Annotated in this window: 11 protein-coding genes; 1 reads left to right on the top strand and 10 read right to left on the bottom strand. The window is 60.3% G+C overall.

Annotated features, from left to right (window positions below):
* Window position 1: 1 nt before the first annotated feature.
* The 8 genes from JMN37_RS00570 to rpsP form a co-directional block, all read right to left on the bottom strand.
* Window positions 2–310 (bottom strand): DUF2469 domain-containing protein, encoded by a 309-nt coding sequence (locus JMN37_RS00570; RefSeq protein ID WP_070362276.1) that lies wholly within the window; start codon window positions 308–310, stop codon window positions 2–4.
* Complete coding sequence (locus tag JMN37_RS00565; RefSeq protein ID WP_252930792.1) at window positions 307–951, bottom strand: ribonuclease HII; 645 nt, start codon at window positions 949–951, stop codon at window positions 307–309. The genes JMN37_RS00570 and JMN37_RS00565 overlap by 4 nt, the downstream gene beginning before the upstream one ends.
* A 25-nt stretch (window positions 952–976) precedes the next feature.
* The gene (gene lepB, locus JMN37_RS00560; RefSeq protein WP_083290932.1) at window positions 977–1,666 is read right to left on the bottom strand and encodes a signal peptidase I; all 690 of its coding nucleotides are present in this window, start codon (window positions 1,664–1,666) and stop codon (window positions 977–979) included.
* Between the two features lie 119 nt (window positions 1,667–1,785).
* Window positions 1,786–2,133, bottom strand: coding sequence for a 50S ribosomal protein L19 (rplS, locus tag JMN37_RS00555; RefSeq protein ID WP_070362274.1), 348 nt, complete (start codon window positions 2,131–2,133; stop codon window positions 1,786–1,788).
* Between the two features lie 114 nt (window positions 2,134–2,247).
* Window positions 2,248–4,548, bottom strand: coding sequence for a Tex family protein (locus JMN37_RS00550; protein WP_252930791.1), 2,301 nt, complete (start codon window positions 4,546–4,548; stop codon window positions 2,248–2,250).
* Between the two features lie 17 nt (window positions 4,549–4,565).
* A complete protein-coding gene (gene trmD, locus JMN37_RS00545; protein ID WP_252930790.1) occupies window positions 4,566–5,753 on the bottom strand; it encodes a tRNA (guanosine(37)-N1)-methyltransferase TrmD in 1,188 nt (395 codons plus the stop codon).
* Window positions 5,746–6,258: a ribosome maturation factor RimM gene (gene rimM, locus JMN37_RS00540; RefSeq protein WP_330166361.1), complete on the bottom strand. Its 513-nt coding sequence runs from the start codon at window positions 6,256–6,258 to the stop codon at window positions 5,746–5,748. The genes trmD and rimM overlap by 8 nt, the downstream gene beginning before the upstream one ends.
* Before the next feature lie 89 nt (window positions 6,259–6,347).
* Window positions 6,348–6,842: a 30S ribosomal protein S16 gene (gene rpsP / locus JMN37_RS00535; protein ID WP_252930788.1), complete on the bottom strand. Its 495-nt coding sequence runs from the start codon at window positions 6,840–6,842 to the stop codon at window positions 6,348–6,350.
* Between the two features lie 358 nt (window positions 6,843–7,200).
* On the opposite strand from rpsP, the gene JMN37_RS00530 reads away from it, so the two are divergent.
* Entirely contained in the window at window positions 7,201–9,366 is a 2,166-nt protein-coding gene (locus JMN37_RS00530) for an acyltransferase family protein (RefSeq protein ID WP_252930787.1), read from the top strand.
* A 64-nt stretch (window positions 9,367–9,430) separates the two neighbouring features.
* On the opposite strand, the gene ffh is transcribed toward JMN37_RS00530, so the two are convergent.
* Window positions 9,431–11,032, bottom strand: coding sequence for a signal recognition particle protein (gene ffh / locus JMN37_RS00525; RefSeq protein WP_252930786.1), 1,602 nt, complete (start codon window positions 11,030–11,032; stop codon window positions 9,431–9,433).
* 95 nt (window positions 11,033–11,127) lie between these two features.
* Window positions 11,128–12,771: a signal recognition particle-docking protein FtsY gene (gene ftsY, locus JMN37_RS00520; protein ID WP_252930785.1), complete on the bottom strand. Its 1,644-nt coding sequence runs from the start codon at window positions 12,769–12,771 to the stop codon at window positions 11,128–11,130.
* Window positions 12,772–12,804 lie beyond the last annotated feature (33 nt).

Raw genomic sequence — 12,804 nt, 5'->3', positions numbered from 1 at the left:
ACTACGAATTAGGGAACGTGATGTCCGGCTTGTCTAGCTCCTCGATATTGACATCCTTGTACGTAATTACGCGGACGTAGCGCACAAAACGCACCGCACGGTACATGTCCCACACCCAACAATCCGACATACGGACCTCGTAGTACACATCGTTGCCGTCTTTGTGCGGGATCAACTCGACAGCATTCGCAAGGTAGAAACGACGCTCCGTCTCCACAACAAACGAGAACTGGCTCGCGACGTCGCGATACTCGCGATACAGCGACAGCTCGACGTCAGCCTCGTAATTGTCCAGATCCTCAGCACTCATGCGGTGCCCCCTTCGTAAATCTCAACGGCAGTTCTCACGTTGGCATAACTATAACGATGTTGCGGCGTCGCCCCGTGGCGGCGCACCGCATCCATGTGCGCCTTCGTGCCATACCCCTTGTGGCGCTCCAAGCCATACCCCGGGTACTGCTCCGCGTAGCCATCGAGGAGACGGTCGCGGCTCACTTTAGCTAGCACACTGGCGGCGGCGATGCACCGGGCACTCGCGTCACCGCCGATAATCGGCAGTTGTGGTACGGGCAAACCCGCGATATGGAAGGCATCGACAAGCGCGTACCGCGCCTCCGTCTCTAGCTGCGCAACTGCGCGCCGGGCCCCGTCAATGTTGGCATGCTGCACCCCGCGGTGATCAATCTCGCTGGCGGGCACGTGCACGATGGAGTATGCGAGCGCGTGCTGGCAAATGATGTCAAAGAGTGCTTCTCGACGCTTCGCCGTCAACTGCTTGGAATCCGTCAACCCCTCAAGTTGCCGTATCGGCTGCGGTGGTAGCACGCACACGGCGACTGTCAGTGGTCCGAAGCAGGCGCCCCGGCCGGCCTCGTCAACCCCTGCGACTGGTCCGAGACCGGCCTTTTCAAGCGCCACCTCGTACGTCCGAAGCTGCTTCAAACGACGCACCACAGCTCACACACCAAGCGTCGGGCTACTGCTGGATCGCCGGGTCGTCGACGCCACCAAAACGCTGGAGTGGGAACACAATCGCAAGAACTTTTCCGCGAAGGTTCTCCTCCGGGATCGTGCCCTGGTACTCATCACCAAGGTGGTAGCGCGAATCAGCGGAATTCGTGCGGTTATCACCCATCATGAAGTAGTTCCCATCAGGGACAGTTACCGGGCCGAAGTAGTTCCCACCGCAAGCGTCGGACCCAGTCTCAGGATCCACCGGGTAGTAGTTCGGCTGCAGCGTGTACGACTGGTCGATCGGCTTTCCATCCACCATCACCGCCGGATCCCCCTCCTGGCAAGACACCGTCTGGCCACCCTTCGCGATGATGCGCTTGACCAACGTGTTCTCATCCTTCGGCACCAGCCCCACCCAGGAGGACACCTCCTGCAGACCGGCAATGGCCGGGTTGTCGGAGCGGTTAGTGACGAAGCCGGTATTCCACGAGTCAGTCCCCTTAAACACGACGACGTCACCCGGCTCCGGATCGGAGAAGTAGTAGGACACCTTCTCCACGAAGATGCGATCACCCTTGCCGTCCTGTCCATGCAACGTCGGCTCCATCGACGCAGACGGAATCACGTAGAGGCGGCCAATGAATGTCTGAATAATGAAGATGAACACCAAGGTGAGTACAACGACCATCGGGATTTCGATGTACCACGGCATGGATTTTTCTTCAGATGCGCTCTTTTCGTTCACCCGCAACACTCTAGCAGCGCAACAAAACACCCCGCACCTTACGAAGCGTAAGTGTGCGGGGTGATGTGCAAAAAGCGGGTATGCGCTTAGCGGCGCTCCTTGATGCGGGCAGCCTTGCCGCGCAGGTCGCGCATGTAGTACAGCTTCGCGCGACGTACGTCACCCTTGCGGACGACCTCAATCTTCTCCAGGTTCGGGGAGTGTACCGGGAAGGTACGCTCAACACCGATACCGAAGGAAACCTTGCGGACCGTGAACGTCTCACGGATGCCGTCACCCTGACGACGAACGACGAAGCCAGTGAAGACCTGGGTACGGGTAACCGAACCCTCGATAACCTTGACGTGTACGTCGAGGGTATCGCCCGGACGGAAGTCAGGGATATCGTCGCGCAGCTGGCCTGCGTCTACAAGATCAATAATGCCGTTGCTCATTGAAGCAATCCTTTACGTTTCTGGACAGAGGACCCTAGCGGCGTTTTCCACAAGTGGACGCTCGGCTGGTTCATGTCGCTTACAATAACCCGCACGATTGTACATGCGAGCACGTCACTTCCCAAATCCGGCACGCTTGAGTGCATCCGCCATCGAACCGCCCTGCGGCGCACCTCCAGCGCGACCTCGCTGGCGCTTCCCACCCTGACGGCTCGGCTTCTGCTGCGGCTTCTTCCCGCGTGAAGACTCACGCTTCTGCTCGCTTCCAGGCTCATCATCCAGGCGCAGCGTGAGGCTAATTCGCTGGCGCTGCACGTCCACCTCGAGGACCTTCACCTTCACCACTTCACCCGAGCGCACGACCTCGTGCGGGTCCTTCACAAAAGAATGGCTCATCGCAGACACGTGCACGAGGCCATCCTGGTGCACGCCGACGTCCACAAACGCACCGAACGCGGCGACGTTGGTGACCGTCCCTTCCAGAATCATGCCCGGCTGGAGGTCAGACACCTTGTGTACACCTTCTTTAAATGTGGCCGTCTTAAACTCCGGACGCGGATCCCGGCCCGGCTTTTCCAACTCGGCAAAGATATCCGTGATGGTTGGGACGCCGAAGGTGTCGTCGGCAAAGTCTTGCGGACGAAGACCCGACAGCACTCTGCTGTTACCAACGAGTGCCGCAGTGTCCACCCCAGATTGCTGAGCGATGCGCTCCACAACGGGGTAGGCCTCCGGGTGCACAGCGGAGCCATCAAGCGGATTCTCTCCGCCTTGGATGCGTAGGAAGCCGGCCGACTGCTCGAAGGCCTTCGGCCCAAGTCGCGGCACCTTCTTCAGCTCCTTGCGCGAAGCAAACACACCATGTTCATCGCGGTAGGCAACGATGTTCTTCGCGATCGTCGGCGTCACGCCAGCGACTCGTTCCAGCAGCAGTACCGACGCCGTATTGACGTCCACCCCGACTGAGTTCACCGCGTCCTCCACCACGGCGTCCAACGACTGCGCGAGCGCCGCCTGATTCACATCGTGTTGGTACTGCCCCACGCCAATTGACTTCGGGTCGACCTTGACCAGCTCCGCAAGCGGGTCCTGGAGGCGCCGCCCAATCGAGACCGCGGATCGCAGTGCCACATCCATGTCCGGAAACTCCTGAGCCGCGATTTCAGAAGCCGAGTACACCGACGCACCCGATTCCGACACCACCACCGGAACAGGCCTGCGCCCGCCCGCTGCTGCGATCATGTCCGCGACCTCTCGTGCAAGCTTCTCCGTCTCCCGCGACGCCGTGCCGTTACCAATCGCGATGAGCTCCACGCCGTGTTCCGCCACAGTGTTCGCGAGCACCTGCACCGCCTGCTGCCATTGGTTCTGCGGCTGGTGTGGGTAGACGATCGCGGTTGCGAGCACCTTCCCCGTGCCATCTACGGTCGCTGTTTTTACGCCGTTCCTGTAACCCGGATCCAGCGCCAGGGTCGCGCGTTGACCGGCAGGAGCGGCCAGCAGCACATCGCGAAGATTCGTACTGAAGACGTCCAGAGCCGCCTCATCCGCGCGCTCCTTCAGACGCATCCGTGTATCCAAATTAGAAGAGACCTGCAGCTTTGTCTTCCATGCCCACCGCACGGCCTTCGCCAACCACGGGCTCTTTTCACAGTTAAGGTCGAAACGGTTCGCGATCATCCCCTCGTACGCCGCGTCATCTCCGGCGTCCAAATCCAGCGAAAGCACGCCTTCCTGCTCGCCTCGCAGCAGCGCTAAAATGCGGTGCGACGGCAACGAGGCGAATGGCTCGCTGAAGTCGAAATAGTCGCGGAACTTCGCACCCTCGTTCTCCTTGCCTTCGACGACGCTCGAACGCATCGTTCCGGACTCGTACACCTTGTCGCGGACCTCGCCGACGAGATCCGCATCGGTGGCGATCCTGTCAACCAAGATCGCGCGGGCACCGTCCAGCACCGCTTTCGTGTCGGCGAACCCTTCACAGATATAGCGTGCCGCCTCTGTCTCGGCGTCGGCCGAAGGGGCGTCAATAAGCGAGTCAACGAGCGGCTCGAGACCGGCCTCACGCGCGATATCCGCCTTGGTCTTCCTGCGCTTCTTATACGGCAGGTAGAGATCCTCGACGCGCGCCTTCGTATCCGCACCCATGATGAGCGCCTTGAGCTCATCAGTGAGTTTGCCCTGCTCCTCGATCGCCTCAATGACCGAAGCCTTGCGCTCCTCAAGCTCGATCAAATACGCGTTGCGCTGCTCAATGTGGCGCAGCTGTGTGTCATCCAAGCCACCGGTAGCTTCCTTCCGGTAGCGAGAAATGAATGGGACCGTATTCCCCTCTGCCAACAGTTGCAGCGCAGCCTCAACGTGGCGCGGCGCTACCTGGAGTTCCGATGCAATGGTCTCAGCAATGAACGTCATTCCGGACATTCTAATGCTTATGCGTTCCCATCCACGAGGCGGGTCGATCCGTACCAGTAGGTGCCTCTGGGCAGGCCTGCGACCACCGCTTGCGTCGCAGCGTCCAGCTCGAGCGCGGTGCGGCCGCGCACCTCGAGCCTGCACAAAGACTCAAGAGGCGGATGCCCCTCCTTCAACAGGTAATCGGTCTCAAGAATCGACTCATCCTCGCAGTGCGGGCCGATCGGCTCCAGTGAGATTTTGGGCTCGCGGTAGCCAGCCTTGCGCAACGCACGGGCCAAAGACTTGCGCGCCTTCGGCCAGCGCTTCTCGTCGACGAGCACCTGCATTGCCGTCACGACGTCGCGGCCGTACAGCGCAAACTCGTCATCCTCATCGAGCTCGGCGGCGTCCAATAGCTCCGGGCGGACTTGCTGCGTGCGCAGCAGCGATGCATCACGTCGGTAGCGCTCCACCTTGGCGTGATCACCCGAAAAGAGCACGTCAGGGGCGCCGATCCCGCGCCACGTTCGTGGCTTTGTGTAGCTCGGTCCCTCAAGCAACCCATCGGAAAAACTATCGTCCTCGTGGCTCTGCGTATTGCCCAGCACCCCGGGGATCAGACGGGTGACGGCCTCCGCGATCACCAACGTAGCCACCTCCCCGCCGATTAGCACGTAATCGCCGATAGAGACCTCGCGCACCCGGTACCGCTGCTGGGCGTCAACAAAGACTCGCTGGTCAATACCCTCGTAGCGGCCACAAGCAAACACGATGTGGGACTCGCGCGACCACGCCTGCGCATCCTGCTGCGTAAACGGAGATCCCGCCGGAGTAGGCACAATCAACAGTGGTTGCTCAGCAGACTCGCCTTCGCGGACATCACTAACTTCATACGGTCGCGGCGCGACGGCGTGAACCTCATCGTGGCGGGCCTTGTCATTGCGGTGCGGTGCGGCGGAACGCAACCCTTCACCTTCGTTGCCAGCTGCCACGGAATCAAGCGCCTCACCCCACACATCCGGGCGCATCACCATACCAGGCCCGCCGCCGAGCGGAGGGGCGTCGACAGACTTATGTACACCAAGCCCCCACTGTCGAAGATCATGCACGCGGACGCTCACAATCCCCTGCTCAATCGCCTTGCCCAACAACGCGTGGCGCAGCGGCTCAAGGTATTCGGGGAAAATGGTGACAATGTCGAGCCTCAAGGTGTGCCTAGACATTGAGCAAACCCTCAGGCGGGGTGATGGACAGGAAGCCCTTCTCCAGATCTACTTCGGGCACAATATCGCTCACGAACGGCACGAGGACCTCACGGCCGTCGTACTCAACCTCCAGAATCTGGCGCCCCGGCGTATGCATCACACCTGTGACCTGCCCGATCTCCTCCCCATCAAGACGCACATTCAGTCCAATCAATTCGTGATCGTAGAACTCATCCGGGTCCGCGTCCTCCCCGCGTTCAAGCGGCGCCGCGAAGAACTTCAGCCCTCGCAGCCCCTCAGCGGCGGTACGGTCCGGCACCTCTTCGAAGCTGAGCAACAGGCGTCCTTTGTGCGGGCGGGCCGTCGCAACGGTGAGTTCAATTTCCTTCCCTGTTTGCGTGCCGCGCAGCTTGCTGCCCACTGCGAAGCGGACCTCGGGCTGGTCCGTGTGCACTTCCACCGCGACTTCGCCCTTAATACCGTGAGTCTTCACGACCCGACCAATCAGTAGCTCCATGCTCAATTACCCTACTTTTCGACGCCCACTTCGCAAACAAAAACGGCACGCCCTCCGACCACACGGATCGGGAACGTGCCGTTGCGAGGTTCGGATTAGTCCTCGGACTCCTCAGCTGGGGACTCCTCTTCAGCGGACTCCGCAGCCTCAGTAGCTGCAGCTGCCTCAGCCTCTGCGGCAGCCTTAGCCTCAGCCTCTTCCTTCGCCTTCTTGCGCTTCTCGGTGATCGCCTCGGCGGTCGGGCCGTTGTTGGCCTCCTCGAGAGCCTTGTTGAACAGGTCAAGCTTGGATGGCTTCTCCTCAGCAACCTTGAGGGTGCCCTCAGCACCGTCGAGGCCCTTGTGCTTCTGCCAGTCGCCGGTAATCTTCAGCAGAGCGAGCACAGGCTCGGTCGGCTGCGCACCAACGCCGAGCCAGTACTGAGCACGCTCGGAGTCGATCTTGATGAGGGAAGGCTCCTGCTTCGGGTGGTAGATACCGATGTTCTCGACAACCTTGCCATCACGACGAGCCTTCGCATCAGCGATAACAACACGGTACTGCGCGTTACGGATCTTACCGACGCGCTGCAGCTTAATCTTTACAGCCATGAAAATCTTCCTTTACGGTCACCGGGCAGTACAGACACCCGCCAACACGATAGGCGGGCCGGTTCAACCCTTCTTCTTTACCCTGCGCGTGACTGGTTGGGCGACATCGCACATCTCTGCACGTGACGGGTCCAACGCGAACGCAGTTTGGTCCTGTTCAAAACCTGCATACACAGATAATCAACCTGAAAGAGGTTACCCCATAGCGAACCAATTCCCAAACAGGACTTGTTATCTAGGCAGATAGTTACCATTTGCCTGCCTGTTGCGGGTATCGTCTTTTCAGTTGCCCGCCGAAAAATAGCATGAAGCGTAATGAGGGCGCGAAACAATCTGAGAGTACACGAGGTTTTTCAGCATGCCTGCACCGAGCACGAAACGCTCAACCGCATACCGCGTCGACCTTGACGGGCTTCGAGGCTTTGCTATCGCACTAGTCGTCTTGTTCCACGTCTACGTCGGCCGAGTCTCAGGCGGCGTCGACGTCTTCTTGCTGCTGTCTGGATACTTCTTCCTCGGCGGCCAGATCCGCTACGCAATGCGCCCTAACCCAAGCCTCAACCCCTGGTGGCCACTGTGGCGCACTATTCGACGCCTCGTTCCAGCACTTGCGCTCACTGTCCTGGCAACCATGCTTGGCGTGATGCTGCTCGCCCCCGAGCTGATGGGCGTGGAACTCTCCAAGCAGTTCACCGCCTCCATGCTGTACTACCAAAACTGGGAGCTGATCGCCCAAGATGCGGATTATGCGGCGGCAAGCCAGAACACGTCTCCGCTGCAACACCTGTGGTCAATGAGTGTGCAGGGCCAGTTCTACGTTTTCGCCATTTTGTTGGGGACACTGCTGGCCTTCTTGATCTGGAAGTGCAAAGTTCCGGCTGTCATTGCCAAGCGAGGCGCGATCACGCTGCTCGCCATTATCACCGTTGCTTCGTTCGCATACGCTGCGCGCTTCGGCTTCGTCGGTACGGGCCAGAACTACTACTCCACGTTCTCCCGTGCGTGGGAGCTCGCGCTCGGTGGGTTGCTTGCCTTCGTGCCAACCAGCCGTTTCCTGCCACAGCGCACAGCCGCGTGGACTGCGGGCCTTGGCGTTGTGATGATTTCAATTACCGGCATCGTCGTCACCACTTCACTCGCGTTCCCCGGCCCTGTCACGCTGCTGCCACTCACTGGCGCCGCGCTGATTGTCATGAGTGGCAACCAGAACTCGGTCTCAAACATTCTGGCGTCGAAGCCGATGACGTGGCTAGGCAGCATCGCCTATTCCCTCTATCTTTGGCACTGGCCGTTACTCATCATTGTCACCCTTGCTGGAGGGTTCGGGACTCCTCCGTGGTGGGTTGGCACCCTCGTCATCGCGGTTTCGCTCGGACTCGCGCATGTCACACACCTGCTGGTAGAAGACCCGCTGCGTCAACACCGCAAGCGCCCGCAATCGACCGATACCCCGATTATCGACGCCCGCTCGACGCTGCGCACCCGCACCGGCATTGGCCGCGCAGGCGGCGGCGTGCTGGTTTCCGTGCTCGTTGCCACTATTTTTGCAATCCAACCGCTTTGGAATCAGCGCATCGAGGACGCAGACCGCGATCTTCCGGAGGACCTTTACCCGGGCGCCCTCGCCATTGCTGGTGCTGAAGTCCCAGACGTCAAGCCACAGCCCGATCCGGCCCTGATTGCGGGCATCTACCCACCTATCGGCGTAGACGAGTGCATGATCATGATCCCCCAGCCGGCAACGGACATGCCTCGTCCCGACTGCCAGTACGGCGACCTCGAGTCCGACGTCACTGTAGTGATGGCCGGCGGGTCCCACATCGAGCCGTACGTCGTGCCCCTCGACAAGCTCGGGAAAGAGCACCACTTCCGGGTCATTCCGTACGTCCGGCAGGAGTGCCCGATTGTCATCGGCGGTGCCGACAGAGACGAGTTCGTCAGCGATGTATGCGCTCAATGGTCGGAGCTTGCGTTCCAGAGCATCGTCGAAATGAACCCGGACCTGGTGATTTCAAACTCCACACGCCCCGAGGGCCACGCGGGCGGTGCAGCGTTTTCCACGGACAAGGTCCCCGACGCCTACGCGAACCTGTGGCAGAACTTCGCCTACAACGGCATCCCGTTCGTTGGTTTGCGCGATAACCCATGGATGTTCACCCCAGAAGGCGATCCTATGGACCCGAACCTCTGCATCGTTGCTGGTGCCTCCGAACGCGACTGCTCAGCACTGCGCAGCACAATCTACGGGCCCGAGGACCCAGCAACCTCGTACCTCTTGCCCGAGAATCACCAGTGGTCCATCGATACCGCTGACTGGTTCTGCGACGACAAGTTTTGCCCGCCACAGCGTGGCAACGTGTACATCTACCGCGACCAGAACCACATCTCGAACGCCTACGCAGCAACGCTCGCTCCGCTTCTGTGGGCTGAGCTGATGCCGATATTCGAAGAGCTAGGCCTGCTCCCGGGGCCCGCCACGGATCCCACACCGAGCTTGGAGATGGACGCACCCGCTACGCAGTAGCGTGCGAGCACCATAGCAAAGGGCCGGTACGGATGCCCGTACCGGCCCTTCAGTGTTTTGCTGACTACTTCTTCTTGCCCATGCGCTTCATCGCTGCGCCGAAGTCAAGATTGTTGAGGTCAAGCCCCTCCATACCCGGAGGAAGTTGTTCCTGCATCTTCTGCAGATCCTCCATGCCAGGCATTCCCGGCATCTGTGGCATGCCCGGCATCTTCGGGCCTCCACCACGGCGCTTCGCCGGTTTGCGCTTCCCGTTCTTGCCCCTGCGTCCCTTGGGCTTCTTCTTTGTCGCGGAGCGTCCGCCACCCATGCCCGGCATTCCTGGTAGGCCGAACTGGTTGGCCATCGCGCCCATCATCTTCTTCGCCTCAAAAAAGCGGTCAACGAGCTGGTTGACGTCAGAGACTTTCACGCCGGAACCAGCAGCGATGCGCTTCCTGCGCGACGCATTGAGAATCTTCGGGTTCGCGCGTTCCTCAGGCGTCATACCGCGGATGATTGCCTGGATGCGGTCCAGCTGCTTCTCATCAACCATGTCCGCCATCTGGTTCATCTGCTTGCCGCCAGGCATCATCTTGAGCAGATTGCCGATCGGGCCCATGCGGCGGATCATCAGCATCTGGTTCAGGAAGTCTTCAAGCGTGAGCTCCCCAGTGCCGAGTCGGCTCGCGGCCTCCTCAGCTTCCTTCTGGTCGAAGACGGTCTCCGCGTGCTCAATGAGTGAGAGCAGGTCGCCCATACCGAGGATGCGACTCGACATGCGCTCCGGGTGGAAGACATCAAAGTCATCGAGCTTCTCACCTGTGGACGCGAATAGGATCGGTTTGCCGGTGACTTCACGGATGGACAGGGCTGCACCACCGCGGGCGTCACCGTCGAGCTTCGTCAGCACAACGCCGGTAAAGTCCACGCCGTCTGCGAAGGCCTGCGCAGTCGTGACCGCGTCCTGACCGATCATCGCATCGATCACAAACAGGACTTCATCAGGCTGGACTGCATCACGGATGTTACGGGCCTGCGTCATCAGCGTTTCGTCAATACCCAAACGGCCCGCGGTATCGATGATCACCACGTCGTGCTTGTTTTGCTTCGCGTGCTCAATACCAGCCTGCGCCACCGCGACAGGGTCGCCGTGGGAAGTGCCCATTTCGTGCTCAAACGAGTCGATGGACGTGCCAGGATCCGGCGCGAACGTTGCAACCTCGGCGCGCTCACCCACAATCTGGAGCTGTTGCACCGCGCCCGGGCGCTGGAGGTCACAGGCCACCAGCAGCGGTGTGTGCCCTTGTTTTGCAAGGTGGCGGGACAGCTTACCTGCCAGGGTGGTCTTACCAGCACCCTGTAGACCTGCCAGCATGATGACGGTCGGCGGTGTCTTTGCAAAGTTGAGGCGTCGAGTCTCTCCGCCCAAAATGGCGGTCAGCTCCTGGTCAACAATCTTGACCACTTGCTGTGCCGGGTTCAGCGCCTCTGAAACGTCAGAGCCCAAAGCGCGCTCTTTCACGCGCTTAATGAAGGCGCGTACGACAGTCAGCGAGACGTCAGCCTCCAGCAGCGCGATCCGAATCTCACGTGCTGTGGCGTTAATGTCAGCCTCGGTGAGCTTGCCTTTGCCGCGCAAGCCTCCAAGCGCTGATTGTAAGCGGTCAGACAGTGACTCGAACACAGTGCGTTGCTCCCTTAACTAATTCATTCTTCGGTAATGAGACAGAACGCACCTAGCCTAGCGCCTTTCCGCCCAACTGTTCACATCACGCCAGGCTATCCCAGCAGAGCATCCACAAAGCTCTCTACTTCAAACGGCGCGAGGTCATCGGCGCCTTCGCCAAGACCCACAAGTTTGACCGGCACACCCAGTTCCTCTTGTACCTGGAACACAATGCCGCCCTTCGCGGTACCGTCCAGCTTCGTCAGCACCACACCGGTGATATCAACGACCTCTCGGAACACTCGCGCTTGCGCAATGCCGTTTTGTCCAACCGTTGCATCCAGTACCAGGAGCACCTCATCAACAGTGGATTTCTTTTCGACGACCCGTTTCACCTTACCCAGCTGATCCATCAAGCCAGTCGAGGTGTGCAGACGGCCCGCTGTGTCGACAAGCACGACATCCGCACCCTCTTGCACGCCGGTCGCCACGGCGTCGAATGCGACAGAGGCAGGGTCTGCGCCTTCTGCTCCGCGGACCGTAGAGGCACCGACCCGACGCCCCCACGTCTCCAGTTGGTCTGCCGCAGCAGCGCGGAATGTATCCGCAGCGCCAAGTACCACCGAGTGGCCCATCGCTACGAGTACGCGTGCAAGCTTGCCCGTCGTGGTGGTCTTACCCGTGCCGTTGACACCGACTACCAAGATCACGGCGGGCTTGCCTTCGTTCGGCATTGCGTGAATCGAACGATCGAGCTCTGGCTTCGCGGCTTCGATCAGGGTTTCCCGCAGCATTGCGCGTGCTTCAGCCTCAGATGCCACGCCTCGCTCGGCAATCTTCTGACGCAGTGCATCGGTAATGCGCATGGTCAGATCCGCACCGATATCCGCCATGATGAGGGTGTCTTCGATCTCTTCCCACGCGTCCTCGTCGAGGTCGCCCGCGGTAAGAATGCCAAGCAGCCCTTGGCCAATCGCGTTCTGCGAGCGCGACAGGCGCCCGCGCAGCTTGCCCATCCGGCCTGCGGCTGGCGCGATTGCCTCGACAGGCTCGGAGGAGACTGGTTCGCTGACAATTGCGTCCTCGGTCGGTTCGGCACCGTCTTCCAGGGCACGTTCCGCCCCGTCGACCGTTGCTGCGGCTGCGTCAGCTGCCTCTTGTGCTTCTTCGATGTCGTGGTGTTCGACGTCAGCTTCGTCGGGGGCGGGCTCTGCCGGCGCGGGTGCCTTCGGCTCTTCCGCGACCAGTGTCGGTTCCGGCTCCTTCTCAACCTCAGGTTTCGGTTCTACTGCAGATTCAGGCTCGGCCTGCGGTTCCGGTACAGCCACCGGCTCAGGCTTTTCAGACTCAGTTTCCTCAACCGGCTCCGGCTCAGGCTCAGGCTCAGGCTCAGGCGCCGACCCGTCCTCTACAACCGGCTCAGGCTCAGGCTCAGGCTCAGGCTCAGGCGCCGACCCGTCCTCTACAACCGGCTCAGGCTCCGGCATTGGCGCAGCCTGAGCGGGCTTCGGATCGGAGGGGGCGTCGACACGCGGGATAGGTTCCTTTTCCTTCACTCCTGCTTGAGCGAAATTAAAACCCCCCTTTGCCTGGTAGTTGCCGGACTTTTCCTGCTGGGTAAGTTCTTTCGGCTCCTCGGTCTTTTCAAAGGAAACAGACTTTGCCGATTTCCGTTTATTGCCAACAATGATGATGCCCACAATGAGAATCACGAGCACCACAGCTGCGATTGCAATCCATAACGAGTACGTAGTCATGACTTCCATAGTGCCAAAGGCGCTCAAAAACTG

This window comes from Corynebacterium lipophilum (assembly GCF_024102595.1).
Classification (GTDB): Bacteria; Actinomycetota; Actinomycetes; order Mycobacteriales; family Mycobacteriaceae; genus Corynebacterium; species Corynebacterium pseudogenitalium.
The sequence above is the reverse complement of the archived record's forward strand: the minus strand, read 5'-3'. Positions and strand labels throughout refer to the sequence as shown.